20 protein-coding genes and 1 tRNA gene are annotated in these 25754 nt (G+C 71.8%); 13 read left to right on the top strand and 8 right to left on the bottom strand.

Annotation, left to right across the window (positions count from 1 at the left end; all coding sequences use genetic code 11):
* Positions 1-34: 34 nt before the first annotated feature.
* A complete protein-coding gene (gene lysA / locus ACFU5G_RS17995; protein WP_377247581.1) occupies positions 35-1396 on the bottom strand; it encodes a diaminopimelate decarboxylase in 1362 nt (453 codons plus the stop codon).
* Positions 1393-3048, bottom strand: a complete 1656-nt coding sequence (argS, locus tag ACFU5G_RS17990; RefSeq protein ID WP_377247578.1) for an arginine--tRNA ligase — start codon at positions 3046-3048, stop codon at positions 1393-1395. The genes lysA and argS overlap by 4 nt, the downstream gene beginning before the upstream one ends.
* Positions 3049-3162: 114 nt before the next feature.
* On the opposite strand from argS, the gene ACFU5G_RS17985 reads away from it, so the two are divergent.
* The 3 genes from ACFU5G_RS17985 to ACFU5G_RS17975 all read left to right on the top strand — a co-directional run bounded on the left by ACFU5G_RS17985 (position 3163) and on the right by ACFU5G_RS17975 (position 6168).
* Complete coding sequence (locus tag ACFU5G_RS17985) at positions 3163-4386, top strand: SigE family RNA polymerase sigma factor (protein WP_377247575.1); 1224 nt, start codon at positions 3163-3165, stop codon at positions 4384-4386.
* A 75-nt stretch (positions 4387-4461) separates the two neighbouring features.
* Positions 4462-5955 carry a hypothetical protein gene (locus tag ACFU5G_RS17980; protein WP_377247572.1) on the top strand — a complete coding sequence of 498 codons (1494 nt, stop codon included), beginning with the start codon at positions 4462-4464 and terminating at the stop codon, positions 5953-5955.
* A 140-nt stretch (positions 5956-6095) separates the two neighbouring features.
* A tRNA-Arg gene (locus tag ACFU5G_RS17975) sits at positions 6096-6168 on the top strand.
* Positions 6169-6273: 105 nt separating this feature from the next.
* On the opposite strand, the gene ACFU5G_RS17970 is transcribed toward ACFU5G_RS17975, so the two are convergent.
* Entirely contained in the window at positions 6274-7110 is an 837-nt protein-coding gene (locus ACFU5G_RS17970) for an SDR family NAD(P)-dependent oxidoreductase (RefSeq protein ID WP_377247569.1), read from the bottom strand.
* 52 nt (positions 7111-7162) lie between these two features.
* Complete coding sequence (locus ACFU5G_RS17965; protein ID WP_377247566.1) at positions 7163-8614, bottom strand: MFS transporter; 1452 nt, start codon at positions 8612-8614, stop codon at positions 7163-7165.
* 105 nt (positions 8615-8719) lie between these two features.
* Here ACFU5G_RS17965 and ACFU5G_RS17960 point away from each other — a divergent pair, with 105 nt between their 5' ends.
* From ACFU5G_RS17960 to ACFU5G_RS17940, 5 genes are all read left to right on the top strand, one after another.
* Positions 8720-9286, top strand: a complete 567-nt coding sequence (locus ACFU5G_RS17960; protein WP_377247563.1) for a TetR family transcriptional regulator — start codon at positions 8720-8722, stop codon at positions 9284-9286.
* A gap of 267 nt (positions 9287-9553) precedes the next feature.
* Positions 9554-10564: a TerC/Alx family metal homeostasis membrane protein gene (locus ACFU5G_RS17955; protein WP_377247560.1), complete on the top strand. Its 1011-nt coding sequence runs from the start codon at positions 9554-9556 to the stop codon at positions 10562-10564.
* Between the two features lie 156 nt (positions 10565-10720).
* On the top strand, positions 10721-11521 hold the full coding sequence (locus ACFU5G_RS17950; RefSeq protein WP_377247557.1) for a TSUP family transporter: 801 nt from the start codon (positions 10721-10723) through the stop codon (positions 11519-11521).
* Positions 11522-11570: 49 nt separating this feature from the next.
* The gene (locus tag ACFU5G_RS17945; protein ID WP_377247554.1) at positions 11571-12131 is read left to right on the top strand and encodes an STM3941 family protein; all 561 of its coding nucleotides are present in this window, start codon (positions 11571-11573) and stop codon (positions 12129-12131) included.
* Positions 12132-12184: 53 nt separating this feature from the next.
* A complete protein-coding gene (locus ACFU5G_RS17940) occupies positions 12185-12850 on the top strand; it encodes a CYTH domain-containing protein (protein ID WP_377247551.1) in 666 nt (221 codons plus the stop codon).
* On the opposite strand, the gene ACFU5G_RS17935 is transcribed toward ACFU5G_RS17940, so the two are convergent.
* From ACFU5G_RS17935 to ACFU5G_RS17925, 3 genes are all read right to left on the bottom strand, one after another.
* Positions 12847-13713: a M15 family metallopeptidase gene (locus tag ACFU5G_RS17935; RefSeq protein ID WP_377247548.1), complete on the bottom strand. Its 867-nt coding sequence runs from the start codon at positions 13711-13713 to the stop codon at positions 12847-12849. The genes ACFU5G_RS17940 and ACFU5G_RS17935 overlap by 4 nt on opposite strands.
* A gap of 131 nt (positions 13714-13844) precedes the next feature.
* On the bottom strand, positions 13845-14891 hold the full coding sequence (locus tag ACFU5G_RS17930; RefSeq protein WP_377247545.1) for a hemolysin family protein: 1047 nt from the start codon (positions 14889-14891) through the stop codon (positions 13845-13847).
* Complete coding sequence (locus tag ACFU5G_RS17925; protein WP_377247542.1) at positions 14888-16369, bottom strand: hemolysin family protein; 1482 nt, start codon at positions 16367-16369, stop codon at positions 14888-14890. The genes ACFU5G_RS17930 and ACFU5G_RS17925 overlap by 4 nt, the downstream gene beginning before the upstream one ends.
* Before the next feature lie 173 nt (positions 16370-16542).
* Between ACFU5G_RS17925 and ACFU5G_RS17920 the strand changes: the two genes are divergently transcribed.
* From ACFU5G_RS17920 to ACFU5G_RS17910, 3 genes are all read left to right on the top strand, one after another.
* Positions 16543-17316 (top strand): response regulator transcription factor, encoded by a 774-nt coding sequence (locus tag ACFU5G_RS17920; protein WP_084468210.1) that lies wholly within the window; start codon positions 16543-16545, stop codon positions 17314-17316.
* Between the two features lie 13 nt (positions 17317-17329).
* On the top strand, positions 17330-18565 hold the full coding sequence (locus tag ACFU5G_RS17915; RefSeq protein WP_377247539.1) for a sensor histidine kinase: 1236 nt from the start codon (positions 17330-17332) through the stop codon (positions 18563-18565).
* Positions 18566-18951: 386 nt separating this feature from the next.
* Positions 18952-22776, top strand: a complete 3825-nt coding sequence (locus ACFU5G_RS17910; RefSeq protein ID WP_377247536.1) for a multifunctional oxoglutarate decarboxylase/oxoglutarate dehydrogenase thiamine pyrophosphate-binding subunit/dihydrolipoyllysine-residue succinyltransferase subunit — start codon at positions 18952-18954, stop codon at positions 22774-22776.
* A 63-nt stretch (positions 22777-22839) separates the two neighbouring features.
* Here the strand turns inward: ACFU5G_RS17910 and ACFU5G_RS17905 are convergent, their stop codons facing one another.
* Entirely contained in the window at positions 22840-23835 is a 996-nt protein-coding gene (locus tag ACFU5G_RS17905) for an aldo/keto reductase (RefSeq protein ID WP_377247533.1), read from the bottom strand.
* Between the two features lie 168 nt (positions 23836-24003).
* On the opposite strand from ACFU5G_RS17905, the gene ACFU5G_RS17900 reads away from it, so the two are divergent.
* Both ACFU5G_RS17900 and ACFU5G_RS17895 read left to right on the top strand, forming a co-directional pair.
* Complete coding sequence (locus ACFU5G_RS17900) at positions 24004-24948, top strand: aldose 1-epimerase family protein (protein ID WP_377247530.1); 945 nt, start codon at positions 24004-24006, stop codon at positions 24946-24948.
* A gap of 141 nt (positions 24949-25089) precedes the next feature.
* The gene (locus ACFU5G_RS17895; RefSeq protein WP_377247584.1) at positions 25090-25683 is read left to right on the top strand and encodes a GDSL-type esterase/lipase family protein; all 594 of its coding nucleotides are present in this window, start codon (positions 25090-25092) and stop codon (positions 25681-25683) included.
* The last annotated feature ends 71 nt before the right edge of the window (positions 25684-25754 follow it).

Here is a 25754-nt window from a genome sequence, read left to right as displayed (position 1 = left end):
GACCGAGGTCGCCCGCCCGCCGTCCTGTGGTGCGTCAGCCCTGGTCGAGGCCCAGCAGGTCGTCCTCGGTCTCGCGGCGGACCAGCACCCGCGAGGCGCCGTCGGACACCGCGAGCACCGGCGGGCGGGGCAGCATGTTGTAGTTCGACGCCATGGAACGTCCGTAGGCACCGGTCGCGGCGACGGCGAGCAGGTCCCCCGCGCGCACGTCGGCCGGGAGCCGCACCTCGTGCACCACGATGTCGCCCGACTCGCAGTGCTTGCCCACCACGCGCGCCAGCACCGTCTCGGCCGTGGACGAGCGGCCCACGATCTCGGCGTGGTACGCCGCGCCGTACAGGGCGGGGCGGATGTTGTCGCTCATGCCGCCGTCGACGGACACGTAGGTGCGCGTGAAGTCCGCGCCGTCGTCCGCCGAGACCGTGACGGGCTTGACCGTGCCGACCGTGTACAGCGTGAGGCCTGCCGGCCCGACGATCGCCCGGCCGGGCTCGATCGAGAACCGCGGCAGGCTGGTGCCGAGCTCCTGGCACACCCCGGACACCGACTGCGCGATGTCCTTGGCGACCCGCTCCGGGTCGAGGGCCACGTCGCCGGGCAGGTAGGCGATGCCGTAGCCGCCGCCGAGGTCGACCTCGTCGACGAGCACGCCCGACCGCTCGGACAGGTCGGCCCGCAGGCGCAGCACCACGCGCGCGGCGGCCTCGAACCCGTCCGGGTCGAGGATCTGCGAGCCGATGTGCGAGTGGATGCCCAGCAGCTTGAGCTCGGGGTGCTTGAGCACCTCCAGCAGCGCGGCCATCGCGGGGCTCTCCGCCCCGTCCGCCGCGTTGACCGACAGCCCGAACTTCTGGTCCTCGTGGGCCGTGGCGATGTACTCGTGCCCGCCGGCATGCACGCCCGTGGTCACGCGGACCATCACCGGCGCCACGACGCCGCGCTCCCCCGCGAGACGCGCGACCCGCTCGATCTCGACCAGCGAGTCCACGATGATGCGGCCGACCCCGGCGTCCAGCGCGCGCAGGACCTCGGCGTCGGACTTGTTGTTGCCGTGCAGGCCGATCTCGGCGCCCGGCACCTCCGCGCGCAAGGCGACGGCGAGCTCGCCGCTGGAGGCGGTGTCGACACGCAGGCCTTCCTCGCGCGCCCAGCGCGCGACGGCCACGGTGAGCAGCGCCTTGCCTGCGTAGTACACGTCCACGCCCGCGCCGACGGCGCCGAACGCGGCCTCGAACGCCGTGCGGTAGGCGCGGGCGCGCATCCGGAAGTCGGCCTCGTCCAGCACGTAGGCCGGGGTGCCGTGCTCGGCGGCGAGGTCGCGGACGTCCACGCCCGCGACGGCCAGCGCGCCGTCCGGCAGCCGGCCGACGCCGGTGGACCAGGGCGCGCCGGTCACATCCGCTCCGGAGCGCTCACGCCCAGCAAGTCGAGGCCGTTGGCCAGGACCGTGCGGACGGCGTCGTTCAGCCAGAGCCGGGCCCGGTTCGCCTCGGTGACCTCCTCGTCCGGATAGGGCGACACCCGCAGGCCCTGGTTGTACCAGGAGTGGTAGTCACCGGCCAGCGCCTCCAGGTAGCGGGCGACGCGGTGCGGCTCGCGCAGCTCAGCCGCCTGGGCAACGATCCGCGGGAACTCGGTGAGGCGCCCGATCAGCGCGGCCTCGGACCCGTGGTCGAGCAGGGCCGGATCGAACCCGTCCGCGCGACGCACGCCCCGCTCGGCCGCCGTCCGACCGTTGCTGACCGTACGGCTGTGCGCGTACTGCACGTAGAAGACCGGGTTGTCGTTGGTCTGCTTGAGCATGTCCTCGCCCTGCAGCTCCAGCGGCGTGTCCGCGGGGTAGCGCGCGAGCGAGTAGCGCACGGCGTCCCTGCCGATCCAGTCGACGAGGTCACGCAGCTCGATGATGTTGCCCGCGCGCTTGGACAGCTTGGCGCCGCCGACGTTGACGAGCTGGCCGATCAGCACCTCGATGTTCGTCTCCGGGTCGTCCCCGGCGCACGCCGCGATGGCCTTGAGCCGGTTGACGTACCCGTGGTGGTCGGCGCCGAGCAGGTAGATCTTGCCCGGGAACCCGCGGTCCTTCTTGGACAGGTAGTACGCGGCGTCCGACGCGAAGTAGGTGGGCTCACCGTTCGCCCGGACCATCACGCGGTCCTTGTCGTCGGTGAAGTCGGTCGTGCGCAGCCAGACCGCGCCCTCCTGGTCGAAGACGTGGCCCTGCTCGCGCAGACGGGCCACGGCCTTCTCGACGGCGCCCGAGCTGTGCAGGTCGCGCTCGGAGAACCAGACGTCGAAGTGCACGCCGAAGTTCTCCAGCACCTCACGGATCTCGGCGAGCTGGTGCGTGTAGCCCGCCTCGCGGGCGACGGCGATCGCCTCGTCGCGCGGGAGCTCCGGCAGCTCGGGGTGGTCGGCCAGCACCTTGGTGGCGAGCTCGCTGACGTACTCGCCACGGTAGCCGCCCTCGGGCACCTCCGTGCCGGTCGCCCGGGCCAGGATCGACTCGCCGAAGCGGTCCATCTGGGCGCCCGCGTCGTTGATGTAGTACTCGGCGGTCACGTCGGCGCCGGCGGCGCGGAGGATGCGCCCCAGCGAGTCGCCCAGCGCGGCCCAGCGGGTGTGCCCGATGTGCAGCGGGCCGGTCGGGTTGGCGCTGATGTACTCCAGGTTGATCACCTGGCCGGTCAGAGCCTCGCCCCGGCCGTACGCCGCGCCGGCCTCGACGATGGTGCGCGCGAGCTCGCCCGCGGCGGCGGCGTCGAGCGTGATGTTCAGGAAGCCAGGGCCGGCGACGCCGACCGACTTGATGCCCGGCGTCGCGCCGAGGCGGGCCGCGAGGTCCTCCGCGAGCGCGCGCGGCGTCGTGCCCGCCTTCTTCGCGAGCTGGAGGGCGACGTTCGTGGCCCAGTCCCCGTGCTCTCGCTGCCTCGGTCGCTCCACGTGGACCGACGCCGGGACGGCGTCGGCGGGCAGGGCGAGCGTGCCGTCGGCGACGGCCGCTGCGAGGGCAGCGCTGAGTGCTTCTGAGAGCTCCGTGGGGGTCACGGATCGATTCTATCGGCCGCGCCCCCGCCCCCGTCCCGTTGTCCACAGGTAGGCAACCTTCCGCCCGGGGGCTGCGTCTATGGTCAGATCGCCCGCCGAACCCGGAAGGTAAACATGACCACCGACGACCCGCGCGACCCGACGGCGCCCTCCGACGGCGGAGGGATCCGGGTCGTCACCACGGGCTCGACCGCCGTGGAGGAGTTCACGCGGTTCGCCGAGGCCAGCACGGCGCGGCTGCACCGGATCGCCGTCATGCTCTGCGGTGACGAGCACCGCGCCCACGACCTGGTCCAGGTGGCGCTGGAACGTACCTACCGGGCCTGGGACCGGGTGGGCGACGGCGAGCCGTTCGCCTATGCGCGGCGGGTGATCGCCACCGCCCGGATCGACACGTGGCGCCGCACCCGCCGGGACGTCACGGCGGACCCGCACCAGCTCCGCGGCGCGACGGTGGCCGACGCCACCGAGACCCTGCTCCACCGCGACGAGCTCGTCCGCGCCCTCCACACCCTGCCGGCCGCACAGCGGCGGGCCGTCGTCCTACGCCACATCCTCGACCAGACCGAGGCGCAGACCGCCGCGGAGCTGGGCATCTCCGTCGGGGCGGTGAAGTCGGCGACGTCGCGCGGCCTCGCCCGGCTCCGCGGTGTGCTCGACGGAACGATCGAGGCGCCCGCGGTGCCCGCTTCCGGCAGCACGACGGGCGAGAGCCGTGCGATGGCCCAGCGCGCCGTCCGCCACGAGAGGCGACGCCGGGCCGTGCTGGTGGCGGGAGCCGCGGCGCTGGTGGCCCTCCTCGTCGTCGCCGGCCTCTGGGCCGGCCTGGGAACGCTGCGGGCCGAGCCGGTCCCGCCCGCCCAGCTGCCGTCCGGGCAGAGCGTGGTGTGGGACGACCCGCCGCTGTACGAGCCCCTGGTGGAGCCGCCGGCGTCCTGGACCGAGGAGACCGTCGGCCGACTTCGGCTGGCGGTACCGGAGAGCTGGGACGACGAGTCCACCGACCAGGCGGGCGGACAGGCGGCGTGGGTCGACGGCCCGACCGCCGTGCCCTTCGACCGTGCGGAGCTCAACGTCTACAACCAGGCGGAGCGCTACCCCTGGGACCGGGCCGCCCAGGCGGACGTCACGCGCGTCGACGTGGCGGGTGCCGCATCCGTCCTCGTCGTGCGGGAGGACCTCACGAGTGACACCGGCGAGCCCGTGTTCTCGGTCGTCGTCGAGGTCGTGCTCGACGGCGGAGGTGTCTACGTCCTGGAGTACACCGCGCCCGACGACGGCGAGCAGGAACAGCGCCTCGGCACGGTCCTCGGGTCGCTCGCCGTGGCGCCGTCGTAAAAGATCACGAGGGCCGGCAACCTTTCCGGCCCCGGGACCGTCTGTGCTCGACATCTCGACGAGAAGGAGTGCTCGATGACGACCGAAGACCTGGGGCGACCGGACCACGGCGCCGAGGCAGGCACCGGCACAGGCGCCCGCCGCGACAAGGCCCGCCGGACAGCCACGGCCCTGGTCCTGCTCACGATGCTCGGAGCAGGCGGCCTGTCCGCCTGCTCATCCCTGGGCGGAACCTCGGTGGCCGCATCCGGTGACTGGGCGCAGCACTCCGCGGGTGGGGTGTCGTTCAACCTGCCGCCCGACTGGGAGTACCAGGAAGGGCTGAGCTGGCCGGGTTCCTGGGCTCCGTCGGACGGCGCCGAGGGAGGGCCCAGCTTCACGGTGGAGACCCTCGACGCGATGAGTGCCGACACCGGCAACGGTGCGCAGGGCAAAGCCGTCGACGTTCCCGGAGCGGTCGAGGCCGAGTACTGGCACCACGACGTCCCGCCCGAGGGCGGCGACCAGCACGAGATCGCAGTCACGCTGTCGGAGTGGACCCTGGCCAAGGTCGTGCTGACGGCGGGCGACCTGTCCGACGCGGAGTCACGCTCGATGTTCGACCAGGTGGTCGCCTCGCTCCGGGTCGAGGGAGACGACGACTTCGAGGTCGCCGGCAGCTTCGGGCCGTACACCGACCTGACCCCGACCGGCGCGGACGCCGAGCTTCCCGACCTCGGCGACCTGCCCTCGGGCGTCCCTGACGGCTGGGACACGGCGGGCACGACAGGGCTCGGGATCGCCCTCCCGGGCGGGTGGCCCGGCGAGCCCGACGTCGAGAGCGCCGCGTGGATCCACCCGGGGACGGGCGCGCGGATCCGCGTCGACGAGGCGGCGTCGGCCGACAAGTGGGAGACCGGGCGCGAGGGCACCCCGTTCACCATGGAGGGCGCGGACGTCGCGGTCGCGTCGGCCTCCGTCGTCACCGACAAGACCGGTCAGGAGCTCGTCGAGGTCCAGGTCGACGTCCGACGCGAGGGCGGGAGCGGCTACACCGCCTTCGTCGACGCCCCGGCCGCTGTGCTCCCGGACCTGCTGATCCCGTTCCTCGGCTCGCTCAGCTTCGAGCCGGAGGCGGGCGGCACCGGCGGCTGGGTCAACGGCCTGCCGGAGTACCCGGACCTGGCCGATCCCCCGGCCGACTGGGCAGAGGACACGGTGAACGGGCGCTTGCGGCTGGCCGCGCCGGCCAGGCTCGAGCGGGAGAGCGAGGGCTTCTGGATCCAGGGCACCCACGGGGCCGAAGCCATGCTCGACGTCTACTTCTACCCGGAGGACATCGGCATGGACGCACCTACGCAGGAACAGGTGCCCGGGCAGACCTCGGTACGTGTGGACGGTGCCACCTCGGTGCTCGTCGAGGAGGTCAAGGACCACGACGGCGGTCCCGACACCTTCGTCGGCGTCGCCGAGATCGTGCTGGAGACCGGGGAGGTCTGCTCCATCTCGTACCACGCGGACGGGATCGAGAAGTCCCGGAAGGAGTTCGGGCAGATCCTCGGCTCCCTCGAGGTGCTCGACGAGAGCTGACGGTCCCCTCGAGCGTCGTGCCCGACGGCGGACCGCCGGGCACGACGCTCGTCACAGGTATCGATGCACGCTCCGGGCCGCTCACCTGGTAGTCTCGCTTCGGCCGTTAGGTGAGCATCGCCTCCCCGAACAGCGGTCTCGCGCCTGTAGCTCAGTGGATAGAGCGTCTGCCTCCGGAGCAGAAGGTCGGGGGTTCGAATCCCTTCAGGCGCACAGACTGCGAAAGGCCCCCTGAACTGCGGAAACGCAGCACAGGGGGCCTTCGTCGTACTGCCGGGACGCGCGCAGCGGTGCCCACCCGTGGCCCGGCCGAACCGCTCAGACCGGATAGTCGACGCCCCCCGCCGTCGAGGCGTTGGCGGCGACGTCCTCCCGCAGCCGGTCGACCGCGCGCGTGACATTCGCCAGCGCGTCGCTGCCAAGGATCAGCCGACGCCGCGGCTTGGGCGCGGTGACCTCGGCGTATACGGCCGCGGCCGACGCCGTGGCGTCCCCGGGGAAGAGCAGCGTGGCCGCGTCCGGCAGGGCCACGGCGTCCAGGAACGGGCGCACGGCAGGCTCGTAGTCCGCGATCCGCGCGCCGGACACCCTGGTGCGGCCGATGATCCCGGTCCGGATCGAACCGGGCTCGACCAGCAGGGTGGTGATGCCGAGATGTGCCACCTCGCCGGCGAGTGCGTCGGTGATGCCCTCCAGCGCGAACTTGCTCGCCGAGTAGAAGCCGTTCACCGGGAGGCTGGCGATCCCGTCCATCGAGGAGACGTTGACGATGGTGCCGCCGCGCTGTTCACGGAGCGTCGGCAGAACGGCTCGCATCATGCCCACCGCCGCGAAGAAGTTCACCTCGAACACCGCGCGGTAGTCGGCCTCGTCCTGCTCCTCGACCGCTCCGATGAAGTCGACTCCCGCGTTGTTGACGAGCACGTCGATCCGCCCGAACTGCCGTCGGGTCGCCTCGACCAGCCGCGCACGGGCATCGGCGTCGGTGACGTCAGCCGTGACCGGGAGCAGGCTCTCCGGGTAGAGCGCGGCCAGATCGCGCAAGGGGTCGACGTCGAGCGCGGCAGCCGCCACGCGGTGCCCCTCGGCAAGAACGTGTTCGGCGAGCAGGCGGCCGAGTCCGGTGGCTGCGCCAGTGATGATCCAGGTGGACATGATGGTTCCTTTCGGTACGTGCGAGGAAGGTGGTCGGGCGGGTCGGCTCTGCTCAGACGGCGGCAGGGCCGTCGAGCAGCGCGGCCGCCCGCCGCCGGGAGCGGCGGTTCGCGACCAGGATCGCGACGGCGACGACGACGGCACCCACGTAGAAGAGCGTGGAGACCTGGAAGACGGCGGCGTAGCCCTCCGCCTGGGCGACCGGGTCCGGGTCCGTCTCGTGGCCGACGGCCGAGGCGAAGATCACGGTCAGGATCGCGAGCCCGACCGAGCCGCCGATCTGGTGGGCCGTGTTGACGAGGCCGGAGGCCGCACCGGCGTCGGACTGGTGCACGTCGGCCATGCCGAGCTCGGTGAACAGGATGATCGCGATGCCCTGGCCCACACCGAGGACGAGCAGCGGGAGCACGATCTGCGGGAAGTAGGGGGTGGTGGAGTCGAGCCGGCTCAGCCACGCCATCCCGACGGTCGCGAGCACCAGCGAGGCGACCAGCAGGACGGACTTGTTCATCCGCTCGCCGAGAAAGCGGACGACGTACACCATCGCGAAGAACATCGCGGTGATCGGGATGTACGCGAAGCCGGTCTCCAGCGGGCTGAGGCCCAGCACGTTCTGCAGGTACTGGGACAGGAAGTAGAACATCGAGAACATCGCACCGACGATGAGGACGCGACCCACGTACGCCCCGGACCGCTGCACGCTGGCGAAGAGCCGCAGCGGGACGATCGGCTGGGCCGCCCGGCGCTCGACGAGCACGAAGGCGACGACGAGCACCACCGCCGCGGCGAGCGGGACGATCGTGAGCAGGCTGGACCAGCCCGCCTCGGCCGCCTCGACCAGGCCGTAGACCAGGGCGGACATGCCGAGGGTGATCGTGAGCGCGCCAGGGACGTCGATCCGGCCGGGCTGACGCTCACCCTCGGGCAGGACGCGAGGCGCGAGCGCGACGACGAGCGCCCCGATCGGCACGTTGATCAGCAGACCCCAGCGCCAGGACCAGAACTGGGTGAAGATCCCGCCGACGATGATGCCGACGCTTGCGCCGGCACCGATGACGGCGCTGTAGACCGCGATGGCGCGGGCGCGTTCCTCGGGAGCCGGGAAGCTGGAGACCAGCAGCGCGAGCGTGGCCGGGATCGCGAACGCGGAAGCCAGGCCCTGCACCGCGCGCGCCGCGATCAGCAGCTCCGCCGTCGGCGCCACACCGGCGAGGAGCGAGGCGAGGGTGAAGACGACGACCCCGGCGACGAACACGCGCCGGCGACCGAACAGGTCGCCGGCCCGGGCACCCAGGAGCAGCAGACCACCGAACACGAGGACGTAGCTGTTCTGGATCCACGAGAGCGCCGAGTCGGTGAAGCCGAGCTCCTGCTGGATGTGCGGCAGCGCCGTGGTCACGATCGAGGCGTCGAGCGTCATCATGAGCTGGCAGCCGAGGATGACCGCCAGGACGACGCCCCGGCGGCCTGTGCCCGGACGGACCGGGATGGATGGAGCGGACATGAGAGCTGATCTCCGATCTGGAAGTAACTAACAAGTTTGTTACCCACAGTGAAGCACCGTCCGGCGAAGTTTGCAACTAACTAGTTACTCACTACGATGGGTCGCATGGTGAGAGACTCCGACGCGACCCGCGCCCGCATCCTTGACGCCGCGGAGGCCGAGTTCGCCGCGTACGGCATCGCGGGCGCACGGGTCGACCGCATCGCCGAGAGCGCCCCGGCGAACAAGGCGCTCATCTACAAGCACTTCGGCAGCAAGGACGAGCTGTTCGACGCCGTCTTCGCGCAGCGCGTGCTCACGTTCGTGGACCAGGTGGTCTTCGACGCGACCGACCTTCCCGCCTACGCGGGCCGCGGTTTCGACCTCTACGAGGCGAACCCGACCACGCTGCGGCTCACCACCTGGTACCAGCTGGAGCGGCCCGAGGGGCAGCTCGAGGCGATCAAGGCGTCCAACACCGCCAAGCTGACCGCGATCAAGGAGGCCCAGGACGCGGGTCTGCTGACGGACACCTACACGCCCCTCGAGCTCCTCACCGAGGTTCGGGCGCTCATGATGAGCTGGCACCTGCACACGCCGGAGCTCGCGATGGTGCGGCAGCCGCGTCGCGACCGCCGGCGCGAGGTCGTCGTCGAGAGCGTGCGCCGCCTCGTCCAGAACGACGACCGCTGAGGTCAGGCCCCGTTCCTACCCGCAGGGCAGGCCGTAACCGCCTGTTCACCGGCACCCCATGTGCATCCCGCGTGCCATGCCGTACAGTTTGCGTCGCGGGGGGAGTACTTCCCAACACCGTCCCGGTCATTACGGCGCTGCTACCAGTGCCTCGGGCGGCGGCCTTGCTCAGCAAGGCGAAGGAGACCTCGGAGCCGACCTATCTTTGGAGACTCCTTGCTCGCCCAGCTGACGAGTTCTGCTGCCCCTGCCTCCGCGCTGACGACCGTGGCCACACCTTTGATGTGGGCCCTGACGATCCTCGCCGTCATCGTCCTGATCGTCGTCGACTTCCTCATCACCCGGCGCCCGCACGAGGTCTCGATGCGCGAGGCCCTGGGCTGGAGCGCCTTCTACATCGCCCTCCCGCTCGCGTTCGGCGGCTGGATCTGGGCCACCTTCGGCTCGTCGATCGGCGTCCAGTACCTGACCGGGTACCTCGTCGAGAAGTCGCTGTCCGTCGACAACCTCTTCGTGTTCATGCTGCTGCTCAGCGCCTTCGCGGTACCCGCCGCCCTGCAGCAGCGTGTCCTCCTGCTCGGCATCGTCGGTGCCCTGGTGCTCCGCGGCGTCTTCATCGCGGTCGGCGCGGCCGTCCTGGCCAACCTGAGCTGGGCCTTCCTGCTCTTCGGCGCGATCCTCCTGGCCACGGCGGTCAAGATCCTCCGCGACCAGATCAAGGGCGACGACCACGAGATCAACATCTCCGAGCTGCGGTCGGTCAAGATCATCCGCCGCTTCATGCCCGTCACGGACGACTACCGCGGTCCCGCACTGTCGGTGCGCGAGGGCGGCAAGCGGATGCTCACCCCCCTGGCGGTCGTGGTCGTCGCGATCTTCGCCGCCGACGTCGTCTTCGCGGTGGACTCCGTCCCGGCCGTCTACGGCATCACCAGCGACCCGTACCTCGTGTTCGCGACCAACGCGTTCGCCCTGCTCGGCCTGCGCGCCCTGTACTTCGTGCTGCAGAGCGCCCTGAGCAAGCTGGTGCACCTCGGCTACGGCCTCGCGACGATCCTCGCCTTCATCGGCGTCAAGCTCGTGCTGCACTGGGCCCACGGCATCTGGGCCGGCGTCCCGGAGATCCCGACCCTCGCCTCGCTCGGCGTGATCATCGGCGTGCTGGTCATCGTCACCTTCACCAGCCTCCACGCGACCCGCGACTCCGACGACGGCGAGGCCACCGAGCACGTCGCCGAGGACGACGAGTCCAGCACTTCCCGCCCCGGAGCACACTGACCCCGGTCAGACCCCGACGCACGTGTCAGACGTACAGCCCCCTCTGGTGACCTGTACGTCTGACACGTCGCTGGGGGTCTGACCGGCCCGTCGTGGTTCCGCTCAACGGGCGGCCACGGCGGGCCGCCGTCGTTCCGCCGTAGAGTCCCGCACGTCATGGACGCACCGGACCTCACGCTCACCGTCGTCGTCGGCGGCACGATCGCCGCCCTGCTCATGGGCCTGTCCAAGACCGGTCTGCCCCCGCTGGGCGCGCTCGGCGCGGCCCTCATCGCCTCGGTGCTCCCGCCGGTCCAGGCGGCGGGCGTCGCGCTGCCGCTGCTCATCGTGGGCGACCTGGTCGCCGTCAGCACCTACGGCAGGGACGTCCGGTGGCGCATCCTGCGCGGCCTGCTGCCCAGCGTGACGGTCGGGCTGCTGGTCGGGTTCGCGGCGCTGAGCTGGGCCCCGCCCGAGGTCAGCGCCCGGATCGTCGGCGCGCTGCTCCTCCTCGCCGGGCTCGGCGACCTGGTCCGGCAGCTCGCCGCACGCCGCGCCCGCCGTCGTCCCCCGCGCCCGGCGGACGACGGCCCGACCCCCGGAAACCCGAGCGCCACCGTCCGCGACCGCCTCGCCCGCGCCGCGCTCGGCGCCACCGCCGGCGTCTCCACGATGATCGCCAACGCCGGCGGCCCGCCCATGAGCCTCTACCTGCTCCGCGCGGGCATCTCGCGCGCCGGGCTGCTCGGCACGGTCGCCCTGTTCTTCCTCACCGTCAACGTGGCCAAGCTGCCGTTCAGCGCGAGCCTGGGCCTCGTCTCGGGCGACTCGCTGCTGGTCTCCCTCGCCCTGCTGCCCGGGATGGTCGCGGGCCTGCTGCTCGGCCGGTTCGTGGCGCACCGCATCTCGGGCCCGGTGTTCAGCACGGCCGTACTGATCGCGACGGCACTGGCGGGCGCCCGGCTCCTGCTGGGCTGAAGCACCCCCGGGCTACCGATTCGCCCCCGCGTGCGGATAGTGTCCCGGTATGCCCGACGAGTCCGTCGACTTCTACCCGTCCCGCGCGCACGTCATCACGCTCGCCCTCGGCACCCTCGCGCTGGTGGTGCTCTGCGCCGTCGCCGCCCGGCTCGGCTTCGACGCGGCCCAGACCAGCGGCTCGCCGGCCGCGCTGGCCGTCGTGTCGGTGAGCGCCATGGGCGTCCTGGTCTTCACCGGGCTGGGCCTCATCGTGCTGCGCCGCCTGCTGCTGCCCACCTGGCCCGTGCTCACGCTCGACGACGACGGCCTCACCGACTGGCTGCCCAACCTCGGCGTCGAGCAGGTGCTCTGGTCCGAGGTCACGGGAGTGCGCGAGGCCCGCCTGGCGTTCCGGCGCGTGCTCGCCGTCGACGTCGCCGACCCGCGGGCCGTCGTCGTCCGCCAGCGGACGTTCGTCCGCCGCATCGCCGCCTCCCTGAACGCGGCCCTCGTCGGCACGCCAGTGGTCCTCAAGCCCGGGAGCATCGACAGCCGCCCGGAGGAGCTCTCGGCCGCCCTGACCGGGTTCGTCACCGACCGGGCGCCCCACGCCAGGCCGGTTGCGTAGACTTCTAGGATCATCCGCCGAGAAACACCTGCCGAGCAGGGCGAGGGATCCTCATGAGCGACGACCTCTTCGACGAGCCGCCCGCCGCCGAGCCCGACCGCGGCTACGCCGACTTCGAGTTCGAGCGCCGCTTCTTCGTGCGTGACCTACCGGCCGAGCTCAGGGACGCCCCGGCCCTCATCGTCCAGTCCTACTTCCTGGCCGACGACGGCTACGCGCTGCGCGTCCGGGTCCAGGCGGGCGACGTCGACGCCGACCTCACGGCCGACACCGATCCTGCCGAGCTGCTCCGCGCGCACGTCGCGGACATCGACTTCGCCGCCGTCACCGTGAAGGGCCCGGCGGTCGGGGGCACCCGCTACGAGGCGGAGCGCGAGCTGGACCCGAGCGTCGGCGTCGAGCTGGTCCGCCGGGGCGGCGCGCCGGTCATCAAGGTGCGCTACGCGGCCTGGCTGGGGGCCGACGGCTGGTCCATCGACGTCTTCGGCGGCGCCAACCACCCGCTGGTCGTGGCCGAGTGCGAGCGCTCCGGCCCGGTCACGGGTCTGCAGATCCCGGACTTCTGCGTCACGGAGATCACCGACGACCGCCGGTTCTCGAACGAGTACCTGGCCACGGAGCCGTACAGCGCGTGGGCGCCGTCGTTCGCCGCGGAGCTGGCGAGCCAGGGGCCCAGCTTCCGCCAGGACTTCGGGCCGAACACCCATCTGCGGCTCTAGCCGCGCCACTCGCCCTTCTCGACGACGCCGGTCACGAACTCCCAGTGCCACGGCTCGTACTTGCTGCCGCCGAGCTGCGCCCACGCCGGGTTCTGCCAGCCGTAGGACGGCGCGTTGGCCCAGAGCCAGGAGTAGACGTCGCTGTCGCCCGTCTCCTTGGAGCACAGGTCGATCGCCAGGCCCCAGCCGTGCATGGACGTGCCCGGGGAGGCGGCGTAGAAGCCGCGCGACGCCTTCATCTCGTACTGCGTGTTCAGGTCGCGGTAGCTCGCCACGAGGCACAGCTCGCGGCCGAACGACGCGCGGAACGCCTCGTTGAGGGCGCTGAGCGACATCGCGGCGTCGGGTCGGAGGTACTCCCCGCCCTGCCACAGCTCGCACAGCGAGTGGTCCGCGAGGCCGCCGTTCGTGCCGTCGACGGGGGCGTTCACGTCGCAGTTCGGCAGCGGGCTGCGGTCGAGCGAACGGCTGGCGGCCGACGCCGGCCGGGTGAGAGCCTCGGCGCGGACGACGGCGCCCGAGGTCTCCGGGCGCTCCACGGGCTGCGTCACGAGGTCCAGCACCGACGGCCCGGTGGGCGGCGCCTCGACGTCGAACGGCGACTCGCCGGGCTGGTCCGCGGCCTGCACGAACGGCGCCGCGATGGTCGCGGCGGCGAGGGTACCGACCACGGCGGCCCGGGAGATCATCCGCTGTCCCGTGGGGACCGACGACGTGGGGCGGGAGGCCTTGGGGACCGCTCCGGTGACCAGCCGGTCGAACGACGTCACCTTGCGCATCGCCTGCGTGTGCTGCTCCGCCTCACGGCGCGCCCGGCGCGTCATGAGGGCGGGCTGCGTGCTCGTCACAGCCGTGGACTCCACTGGCCCTCCGTGTTCATGTGTCCGCGGCCCCCTCGCGTTCCGTTATGTGCACGTGACATTAAACCCGGGTCGGCCCGGCTGCCAACCCCGGCCTGTTGATCGCCCGGACCCGGACGATCAACAGGCCGGGATCAGCGGCGCTGCATGGCGTCGCGGACCTCGCCCACGAGCTCCTCGAGGATGTCCTCCAGGAAGACCACGCCGAGCACCTCGCCGTCCGACCCCTCGACGCGCGCCAGGTGCGAGCCCGAGCGCTGCATGACGCGCAGCGCGTCCTCCACCTCGTCGTCGGGCGCGACCGCCGCCAGGGCGCGCACGCGCCACACGGCGACCGGCTCGAACCGTGCCGGCCCGGTCGCGTACAGCACGTCCTTGAGGTGCAGGTAGCCGACGAGCTCGTCGCCCTCCTCGCGCCGCGTCACCACCGGGAACCGGCTGAAGCCGTGCTTGGACACGAGCCGCTCGACGTCGTCGGGCGTGCTGGTCTCGTCGACGGCGACCAGGCCGCCGACCGGCACCATCACGTCGCGCGCCGTGCGGTTGGAGAACTCGATGGCGCCCGTCAGGAGGCCCTGCTCGTCGCGCAGCACGCCCTCGGCCTGGGAGTGCTCCACGATGGACTGGACCTCCTCGGCGGTGAACGCCGAGGCGACCTCGTCCTTGGGCTCCACGCCGGCGAGCCGCACCGCGTGGTTCGCGATCCAGTTCAGGCCGACGATGATAGGCCGCAGCACGCGGCCGAGGAGCACCAGCGGGGGCCCGAACCACATGACGGCCTTGTCCGGGCCGGAGACGGCCAGGTTCTTCGGCACCATCTCGCCGAGCACGACGTGCAGGTACACGACGAGCGACAGCGCGATGACCAGCGCGATCGGGTGCGTGAGCTCCTCGCTCACGCCCAGGCCGTGCAGCGGCCCCTCCAGCAGGTGGGCGATGGCGGGCTCCGCCACGATGCCCAGACCCGTGGAGCAGACGGTCACGCCGAGCTGCGCGCACGCGAGCATGAGCGACACGTGCTCCATCGCCCACAGCACGGTGATCGCGCGCCGGTCGCCGGCCGCGGCGAGCGGCTCGATGGCGCTGCGGCGCGCCGAGATGACGGCGAACTCGGCGCCCACGAAGAACGCGTTCCCCGCGAGCAGCACGAGGCCGATGACGAGTGCGGTGGTGGTGCTCATCGGGTCGCGCCCTTCTCGGAACCGTTCCGGCCAGCGCCGGCGCCGTCGGGCTCGGGGTCGTCGGGCACGGGGCGTACCCGGAGGCGCTCGACGCGCCGTCCGTCCATGGCCTCGACGCGCAGGCTGACCCGCGCGTGCGGGCCGTGCAGGCCCGTCCGGCCCACCGTGACCTCGTCGCCGACGGCAGGCATGCGGCCCAGCTCGGCCATCACGAGGCCGCCCAGCGTCTCGTAGGCGGCCCCCTCCGGGACCTCGATCATCGTGTACTCGGCGAGCTCGTCCGGGCGGAGCACGCCGGGTACGATCCACGAGCCGTCGGCGGCGCGCGACGCGCCGGCCCGCCGGGGGTCGTGCTCGTCGGCGACGTCGCCGACCAGCTCCTCGACGACGTCCTCCAGCGTCACGACGCCGGACGTGCCGCCGTACTCGTCCACCACGACGGCCATCTGCAGGCCGAACCCGCGCAGCTCGACGAGCAGCGGGCCCAGGCGCACGGTCTCGGGGACGCGGGGCGCGTCGACCATCAGTGCGGCCGCGGGCACCTCGCCCCGGCGGTCGTGCGGCACGCCGACGGCGCGGCGCAGGTGGACCAGGCCTACGATGTCGTCGCGGTCCTCCCCGATCACGGGGAAGCGCGAGTGCCCGGTGCGCCGGGCGAGCGCGACGACGTCCTCCGCCGTGGCGTCCCGGTCGACGACGGACATGCGCAGGCGGTCGGTCATGACGTCGCGCGCGCTGAGCGTGTCCAGCTCGATCGAGTTGGTCAGCAGCGTGGCCACGGACTCCTGGAGCGTGCCCTCCTCGGCGGAGCGGCGCACGAGCGAGGCCAGCTCGGACGCCGAGCGCGCGCCCGACAGCTCCTCGCGGGGCTCGACGCCCAGGCGACGCAGCAGCGCGTTGGCGGAACCGTTGAGCACCGCGATCAGCGGCTTGAACGTGATGGTGAACACCCGCTGGACCGGCACCACGACTCGCGCGGTGGCCAGGGGCGCCGAGAGCGCGAAGTTCTTGGGGATCAGCTCGCCGCACACCATGGAGAAGGCGTTCACCAGGATGAGGGCCAGGACGCCGGCGAGACCGGCGGAGACCGCCGTCGGCACGGACGTGTTGCCCAACGCGGCGGAGATCAGGGAGTTCAGCGCCGGCTGGGCGGTGTAGCCGAGCAGGATGGTGGTCAGCGTGATGCCGACCTGGGCCGAGCTCAGCTCCGTGGAGAGGTGACGCAGCGCGGTGCGGACGCTGCGGTCCCGCAGGCCGTTGCCGAAGACCGGCTGGGCGCCGTGCGCGGGCCGTGCGCCGGGGCCGGGTTCAGAGGAGGAAGCAGACCGGGAACCGCCGGGTCTGTCTCCCTCCGAGTCGTCGGAGTCGCCGATCACGGCGGGGTCGATGGTGACGAGGGAGAACTCCCCCGCCACGAATACTGCTGTGCCTGCCGTGAGAAGAACGCCGACGGCGACCATGATCCATTCGCCGGTCATCTCACGCTCCGGAAGGCACCGCGGGGGTCCTGATTCATCCAGGTTTCTCGGTGGGGATATCGCTCGATCATCGTGCGATAGATCGTAGCGGGAACAGTGCAGACAGCGCCCAGGAGTCCGACTCTCAGGCTGGCTTCAGTGTCTTATCAGGCAGGTACGGGCATGATTGACCTATGTCATCTGGTACTCCCCAGCCGTCTGGGGCCCCGCAGCAGCCCGGCACGGCGTCGGCCGCCGCCTCGACCGGTCAGCAGTCCGCGACCGTGCTCGTGGTGGAGGACGAGCCCACGATCGCCACCGCGATCGCCCAGCGGTTGTCCGCCGAGGGCTGGCGTGTCGAGGTGGCGCGCGACGGCCTGTCCGGCGTCGACGCCGCCTCCAGGCTGCGCCCCGACCTCGTGGTGCTCGACGTGATGCTCCCGGGCATCGACGGGCTCGAGGTCACGCGACGCATCCAGGCCGAGAACCCGGTCCCGATCCTCATGCTCACCGCGCGTGACGACGAGACCGACATGCTGGTCGGCCTGGGCGTGGGCGCGGACGACTACATGACCAAGCCCTTCTCCATGCGTGAGCTGGTGGCCCGTATCAAGGCCCTGCTGCGGCGGGTCGACCGCGCGGCACAGGCCGCCGCGACCACGCCGGCGGACCCGCCCATGATGATGGGCGACGTCACGGTGGACCGCGCGCAGCGCCGCGTCTACCGCGGCGGCGAGGAGGTGCACCTGACGCCGACGGAGTTCGAGCTGCTCGTCATGCTCGCCGGCTCCCCCAAGACGGTGCTGACGCGCGAGCGCCTGCTCGCCGAGGTCTGGGACTGGGCGGACGCCAGCGGCACGCGCACCGTCGACTCCCACATCAAGGCCCTGCGCCGCAAGCTCGGCCCGGACCTGATCCGCACCGTGCACGGCGTCGGCTACGCGTTCGAGCCGCCCGCCAACCAGTGACGCGGGTGCCCCGATGAGACCGCACGTGCCCCGCGTCCCCGACGTGCGGCCGCTCGACCCCCTGCGCTCGCTGAAGATCAAGCTCGGCGTGCTGGTGGCCGCCACCGTCACGGCGGCGGTGCTGATCACCTGGCTCGGCCTGCAGGCGTCGCTGGGGCCGAGCCGCACGTTCCCGCTCGCGATCATCCTGTCGCTGCTGGTCACCCAGATCCTGGCGCGCGGCATGACGTCGCCGCTGCGCGAGATCACGGAGGCCGTCCAGGCCATGGCCGACGGCGACTACACGCGGCGGGTGCGCGCCACGAGCAGCGACGAGGTGGGGCAGCTCGCGCACGCCTTCAACCGGATGGCCGAGGACCTGGCCTCCGTGGAGCAGACGCGGCGCGACCTCATCGCGAACGTGTCGCACGAGCTGCGCACGCCCGTCGCCGCGCTCCAGGCGCAGCTGGAGAACATGGTCGACGGCGTGGTGGAGCCCACCCCGGCCGCGCTGGAGCAGGCGCACGCGCAGACCGAGCGGCTGACGCGGCTCGTCACCTACCTGCTGGACCTCTCCCGGATCGAGGCCGGCGCCTCGGCCCTGAACATCGGCGAGATCGCCGTGGGCGACTTCCTCGAGCACTGCGCCGAGGACCTCCAGATGGTCGACGCCGCCAAGGACCTGCACTACGTCGTCGACGTCACCCCGGAGGACCTGACCATCGAGGGCGACGCCGAGCGCCTGCACCAGGTGGTCATCAACCTGCTGCAGAACGCCATCCGCCACTCGCCGCAGGGCGGCGTCGTCCGCCTGGACGCGTACCCCGTGGACGGCACGGAGGGGTCCGACATCGTGCTGGAGGTCAGCGACGAGGGGCCCGGCATCGCCGCCGCCGACCGCGAGCGGATCTTCCAGCGGTTCGTGCGCGGCACCGGGTCGACCGGCGCGCCGCGCGGCGACGGGGGCCGCGGCGACGGCGGTCGCGGCGTCAGCCGCCGGGGCGGCCGGAACCGGGGCGACAAGGGCCGCGCCCCCGCGACCGACGAGTCCCTCGCGGACACGATGGGCGGCGTCGGCGGGACCGTCGGCTCCGGCACCGTCGGGTCGAGCGGCGGCACCGGGATCGGCCTCGCGATCGTCCGGTGGGCGGTCGAGCTGCACGGCGGCCACGTGCAGGTCGTGGACTCCGAGCGGGGCGCGACGATGCGCGTCACCCTCCCCGCGCGGGCGCACCCGGCACCGGGTGTCAGCACGACGCACACCGTCTGACCTCGTCCTGCGCCGCGGGCGGCGTCCGGCGGGCGCCGTCCGGTGAGAAACCCAGCAGCCTAGGGCGGCGAGGGGTCAAAACGTGAGACGGAGTCCCGTGATTTCTGTCACAGACGCCAAAGATTGTCCGTGCCGGGCGAAACCCCGTAACACCATGTTGGGGACTTCGAGGCCGAACGTTGCCCTGGTTTTGCTCTGTGTGCGAGAAACATGACGAACCTACTTCTTTGACACCGGAACCGCCCGCAACACCCGCGGGATCACGCCCCCCGCCGGGCGCGAAGGGCCTACCCTTGGAGGGTCCGAAAACCATTCGGGCTGTGCGCGCTGTGACCCCTGTGCGGCGCGCGACGAACGCAACTGTGGTGAAGGTGGGCGATCCGCGCGTGTCCCCTAAGGCTGGTTCAGAGTCGATCAGCGTGGCGAGCTCGTCATTCGGAGCCAACGAATGGCTTGTGGACGAGCTCTACCAGCAGTACCTGAAGGACAAGAACGCGGTTGACCCCGCGTGGTGGGACTTCTTCGCCGACTACACGCCGGGCGAGAACGGTTCCGCCAAGGAGGGCGCACCGACCGCCCCCGCTTCAGCCCCGACACCCGCCGCAGCGGCTCCGGCCGCGCCCGCGGCGGCCGCTCCCGCCGCCGCACCGGCGCCGGCCGCACCGGAGGCGCCTGCCCAGCAGAGCGCGGGCCCGGTGACCGGTGGCACCGCAGCCGCGGAGGCCGAGCAGCCCGTGCGGGAGAAGGTGCTGCCGGCCGACCCCAAGGTCAACCCGGCCAGCCCGATCGCCACCCCGCCCACCACCCACTACGCGGACACGTTCGAGCGCCCCGTGGCGCACCCGGACGCCGTCGACGACATCCAGAAGCTGCGCGGCCCCGCCGCGCGCGTGGTCACGAACATGGAGGCCTCCCTCGAGGTCCCCACCGCCACCTCGGTGCGCGCCGTGCCCGCCAAGCTGATGGTCGACAACCGCATCGTCATCAACAACCACCTCAAGCGCGGCCGGGGCGGCAAGATCTCGTTCACGCACCTCATCGGCTTCGCGCTGGTCGAGGCGCTGGTGGACATGCCGGTCATGAACGCGCACTACGAGCCGGTCGACGGCAAGCCGGGCGTGAACCAGCCCGCGCACGTGGGCTTCGGCCTCGCGATCGACCTGGCCAAGCCGGACGGCTCGCGCCAGCTCCTGGTGCCGAGCATCAAGAAGGCCGAGGAGCTCGACTTCGCCGAGTTCTGGGCGGCCTACGAGGAGCTCGTCCGCAAGGCCCGCAACAACAAGCTGGGCGTGCCGGACTTCCAGGGCACCACGATCTCGCTGACCAACCCGGGCGGCATCGGCACCGTGCACTCGGTGCCGCGCCTCATGCAGGGTCAGGGCACCATCATCGGCGTCGGCGCCATGGACTACCCGGCGGAGTTCGCCGGCGCGTCCGAGGAGCAGCTCGCCCGGATGGGCATCTCGAAGGTCATGACGGTCACCTCGACCTACGACCACCGGATCATCCAGGGCGCGCAGTCCGGCGAGTTCCTGAAGATCATCTCGAACAAGCTGCTCGGCCTGGACGGCTTCTACGACCGCGTGTTCGCGGCGCTGCGCGTCCCGTACGAGCCCGTGCGCTGGGTGCGCGACAACACCGTCGACGCCGACGTCGAGGCCGCCAAGCCGGCCAAGATCGCCGAGGTCGTGCAGGCGTACCGCTCGCGCGGCCACCTCATGGCGGACACCGACCCGCTGGCCTACCGCCAGCGCAAGCACCCCGACCTGGACATCCAGACCCACGGCCTGACGCTGTGGGACCTGGACCGGACCTTCCCGACGGCGGGCTTCGGCCCCAGGGCGAAGGCCACGCTGCGCGACATCCTCGGTCTGCTGCGCGACTCGTACTGCCGCACCATCGGCATCGAGTACATGCACATCTCCGACCCGGTCCAGCGCAAGTGGCTCCAGGAGCGCCTGGAGGCCGGCTACGCCAAGACGCCGCGCGAGGACCAGCTGCGCATCCTGCGCCGCCTGAACTCCGCCGAGGCGTTCGAGACGTTCCTGCAGACCAAGTTCGTGGGGCAGAAGCGCTTCTCGCTGGAGGGCGGCGAGTCCCTGATCCCGCTGCTCGACGCGATCCTGTCGCGCGCCGCCGAGGGCGGCCTCGACGAGGTCGGCATCGGCATGGCCCACCGTGGCCGCCTCAACGTGCTGGCGAACATCGCGGGCAAGAGCTACGGCCAGATCTTCAAGGAGTTCGAGGGCCAGCTCGACCCCAAGAGCGTCCAGGGCTCGGGTGACGTCAAGTACCACCTCGGCACCGAGGGCACGTTCACCTCGGAGTCCGGCGCCACCACGCGCGTCTACCTCGCGGCCAACCCGTCGCACCTGGAGGCCGTGGACCCGGTGCTCGAGGGCATCGTCCGCGCCAAGCAGGACCGCATCGACCTGGGCGGCGACGGCTTCTCCGTGCTGCCGATCCTGGTGCACGGCGACGCGGCGTTCGCCGGCCAGGGCGTGGTGCCCGAGGTACTGAACCTGTCGCAGCTGCGCGGGTACCGCACCGGCGGCACCATCCACGTAGTCGTCAACAACCAGGTGGGCTTCACCACCGGCCCGACGGCGTCCCGCTCGACCACCTACGCGACCGACGTCGCCAAGGGCTACCAGGTCCCCGTCCTGCACGTGAACGGCGACGACCCGGAGGCCGTGGTCCGGACGGCGGAGCTCGCCTTCGCCTTCCGCGAGCAGTTCGGCAAGGACGTCATCATCGACCTCATCTGCTACCGCCGCCGCGGGCACAACGAGGGCGACGACCCGTCGATGACGCAGCCGCTCATGTACAACCTCATCGAGACCAAGCGCTCGGTGCGCAAGCTGTACACCGAGAACCTGGTCGCGCGCGGTGACATCACAGTGGAGGAGGCCGAGCACGCGCTGCAGGACTACCAGTCCCAGCTCGAGCGGGTCTTCACCGAGACCAAGTCCGGTTTCACGCCCGCCCCGGAGACGGAGCACCTCGCCGGCCTGGAGCGCCCCGAGTCGCAGCGTGAGGACGCCGGCACGATGGTCGGCTGGCAGACGGCGATCTCGCACGACGCCCTGCAGCGCGTCGGTGACGTGCACACGTCGCCGCCCGAGGGCTTCACCGTGCACCCGAAGCTCGCGCAGCTCCTGGAGAAGCGCCAGCTCATGGCCAAGGAAGGCGGCATCGACTGGGGCTTCGGCGAGCTCGCGGCCTTCGGCACGCTGCTCGCGGAGGGCACCCCGGTGCGCCTCGCCGGCCAGGACTCGCGTCGTGGCACGTTCGTGCAGCGGCACGCGGTGCTGCACGACCGGGAGACCGGCGCCGAGTGGACCCCGCTGCTGTACCTGTCGGGCGACCAGGCCAAGTTCTGGGTCTACGACTCCTCGCTGTCGGAGTACGCGGCACTCGGCTTCGAGTACGGCTACTCGGTCGAGCGTCCGGACGCCCTCGTGCTCTGGGAGGCGCAGTTCGGCGACTTCGTCAACGGCGCCCAGACGGTGATCGACGAGTTCATCTCGTCCGCCGAGCAGAAGTGGGGTCAGTCGTCGTCGGTGGTCATGCTGCTGCCGCACGGCTACGAGGGCCAGGGGCCCGACCACTCGTCGGCCCGCATCGAGCGGTTCCTGCAGCTCGGCGCCGAGGACAACATCACCATCGCGCAGCCGTCCACGCCGGCGTCGTACTTCCACCTGCTGCGCCGCCAGGCCTACGCCCGGCCGCGTCGTCCGCTGGTGGTGTTCACGCCCAAGCAGCTGCTCCGCCTCAAGGCGGCGGCGTCCGCGGTGGAGGACTTCACCGAGGGCACGTTCCAGGAGGTCATCCCGGACAACGCCGTGGACCCGGCCAAGGTGAACCGCGTGCTCCTGTGCACCGGTCGCGTCTACTACGACCTCCTGGCCGAGCGCACCAAGCGCGGCGACGAGGGCGTGGCGATCGTCCGCCTGGAGCAGCTCTACCCGTTCCCGGAGGCGGACATCCGCGCGGAGCTCGCCAAGTACGGCGACGCCGAGGTGGTCTGGGTGCAGGACGAGCCGCAGAACCAGGGCGCGTGGGGCTTCATCCACCTGGCGCTGCCGATGGACGTCCCGTACGTCAAGGTGGTCTCCCGCCCGGCGTCGGCCTCCACGGCCGCCGGTACGGCCAAGCTGCACCAGGCGCAGCAGAAGACGCTGCTGGAGCAGGCCTTCACGCGCGGCTGACGCGCACACACGAAAGGGCGGGCACCCACCGGGTGCCCGCCCTTTCGGCGTCGTGGTGCGACGTCACCACTTGTCGTGGACGTGCTCCTTGATCAGCTCGTCGTAGATCTCGCGCACGCCCGACATGAACAGCGGGCCCAGCGTGGCGGCGTCACCGGCGGCCGCGTTGGCGCGGGCCTGCTCGACGTTGCGCGCGCCCGGGATGACGGACGAGACGCCCGGCCGCTGCCAGGTCCAGGCGATCGCGGCCTGGGCCGGCGTGAGGGTCTCCCCCACGACGTCGCGGGCCAGCTCGGTGAACCGGGCCGCGGCCTCGAGGCCCACCTCGTAGGGCACGCCGGAGAACGTCTCGCCGACGTCGAACGCGGCGCCGTCCCGGTTGAACGTGCGGTGGTCGTTCTCGGCGAACACCGTGTCCTTGGTGTACTTGCCCGAGAGCAGGCCCGACGCGAGCGGCACGCGCGCGATGATGCCCACCCCGGCGGCCGACGCCGCGGGCAGCACCTCGTCCAGCGGCTTGAGCCGGAACGCGTTCAGGATGATCTGCACGGAGGCGACGTTGGGGCGCGCGATGGCCTCCATGGCCTCCGAGACCTTCTCGACGCTGACGCCGTAGGCGGCGATGGCGCCGTCCGACACGAGCTCGTCGAGGGCGTCGTAGACGGCGTCCGTGGAGTAGACGGCGGTGGGCGGGCAGTGCAGCTGCACCAGGTCCAGCCGGTCGACGCCGAGGTTCTGCCGGGACCGGTCGGTCCACTCGCGGAAGTTCTGGAGCACGTAGTTCTCCGGCACCTGGTCCATGCGCCGGCCCATCTTGGTGGCGACGGTGATCCCGGCGCCGGGGTGCTCCTTGAGGAAGGTACCGATCACCTGCTCGCTGCGGCCGTCGCCATAGACGTCCGCCGTGTCGAAGAAGGTCACCCCGGCCTCGAGCGAGGCCTCCAGAACGGCACGGGCATCGCTCTCGCTGACGTCGCCCCAGTCAGCGCCGAGCTGCCAGGTGCCCAGGCCCACGGCCGATACGAGGCGACCGGTCCGTCCGAGTACCTGCTGTTCCATCGTTCCTCCTGCTGCTGGGGCGGGCTGAGCTGCCCGCGCGGCCCGTCGTCGGGCCCAGTTCATCGGTGGGTCGCTCCTGGCCTTCCGCCACCCGACCGTCTAGCCTGCTCTTCTAGTCTGCTGTCTCACGCTACGTGTCGCAGGCGAAACTTGCCCTACGGTTACGGTGTGAGTGTGACGACAGAAATTCCTCCGGTTGCTGCCGCAAGGCCCCATCCTTCCGGGGACCAGTTCCGCATCAGCCACGCGGGTCACCGCGCCACCGTCACCCAGGTGGGTGCGGCGCTGCGAGAGTACTCGGTGGACGGCCGCGATGTCGTGGTTCCGTTCGGCGCAGACGAGATCAACCCCGTGTTCAACTGCGCGGTCCTGATCCCCTGGCCCAACCGGCTCCGCGACGGCGCCTACGAGTACGGCGGCGTGACCCATCAGCTCCCCGTGACCGAGCCGGCCCGCAACACCGCCCTGCACGGCCTGGCGGCGTTCGACCGCTGGTCCGTGGTGGAGCACACGGGCTCCGCCGTCACGCTCGAGCTCGAGCTCGTCGCCCGGCCCGGCTACCCGTTCCAGCTCGTCGCGCAGATGCGCTACTCCCTGTCCGACGCCGGCCTCGAGATCACCCTCGACGTCACCAACGTGGGGGCGGACACCGCGCCCTACGGCTGCGGGTTCCACCCGTGGCTGTCGACGGGCGGCGCCGACCTCGACGAGTGCACCCTGCGGCTCGACGCCGCGACCCGCGTCACGACCGACGAGCGGCTCCTGCCGACCGGCACCGAGCCGGCGTCGGGCATGTTCGACCTGCGCGAGGCGCGCAGCGCGGCCGGCGTGGACCTGGACGACGCGTACGTCGATGTCATCAGGGACGCCGACGGCCTGTCCTGGGCCCACCTGACCGGCCCCGACGGGAAGACCGCGGCGGTCTGGATGGACGAGTCGCAGGACGTGTGGCAGGTCTGCACCGGCGACCACATCGAGCCCGGCCGACGCCGCATGGGGCTGGCCGCCGAGCCCATGAGCTGCGTCGCCGACGCCTTCCGTACCGGTGAGCGGCTCGTGCACCTGGCCCCGGGCCAGCACCACGGCGTCCGCTGGGGGATGACCCTGCTCTGACCGTCCCGCGTTGTCGCGACGCGGCACGCGGCCGTCGGCGCGTTGTCACCGGTCGGCCGCGTTCCGTGCACCACAATGGGGAACCGGCCGTCCGCCAGGCTGCCGGGAACAGGCAAGGAGAGTCCGTTGCAGGATCGCGAGGTGCGTATCTGCGTCGTCGGTGACGAGCTGGCCACGGGTGTCGGAGACGCCCGTGCGCTCGGCTGGACCGGACGCGTCGTCGCGCGCACCCACTTTGCCCGTCCCGCCATGCTGTTCACGCTCGCCGTCCCCGGCGAGAACAGCACGCAGCTGGGCGCCCGCTGGGAGGCCGAGACCTCCGCGCGGTTCGGCCCGGACTCCGAGGTCGAGAACCGCCTGGTGGTGGCCCTGGGGCGGCACGACGTCGCCGCGGGGCTCACGGTCGCGCGCTCGCGCCTGAACCTGGCGAACATCCTCGACGTCGCGGACGCGAACCGTACGGCCGCGTTCGTCGTCGGGCCGCCGCCCGGCGCGCCCGCCGAGGGTGACCGGATCGCGGAGCTCTCCGACGCGTTCGCCGACGTCGCCAGCCGGCGCCGGGTGCCGTACGTCGAGACGTACACGCCGCTGGCGCAGCACGAGCAGTGGCTCGCGGACCTGGCCCAGGGCGGGGGCACCTACCCCGGCCAGGCCGGGTACGGGCTCATGGCGTGGTTGGTGCTGCACACGGGCTGGCACAGCTGGCTGGGGCTGCCTCAGGACGAGGTCGCCTGAGCCGGAGGTGCAGCGCAGGGTGGGGGCCGAGGAACGAGGCACCCGCCCGGAGCGGAACCGCAGGCTCAGGC

The sequence above is a fragment of the Promicromonospora sp. NPDC057488 genome (assembly GCF_042802395.1).
GTDB lineage: Bacteria > Actinomycetota > Actinomycetes > Actinomycetales > Cellulomonadaceae > Promicromonospora.
This window is presented reverse-complemented; position numbering and strand designations above follow the sequence as displayed.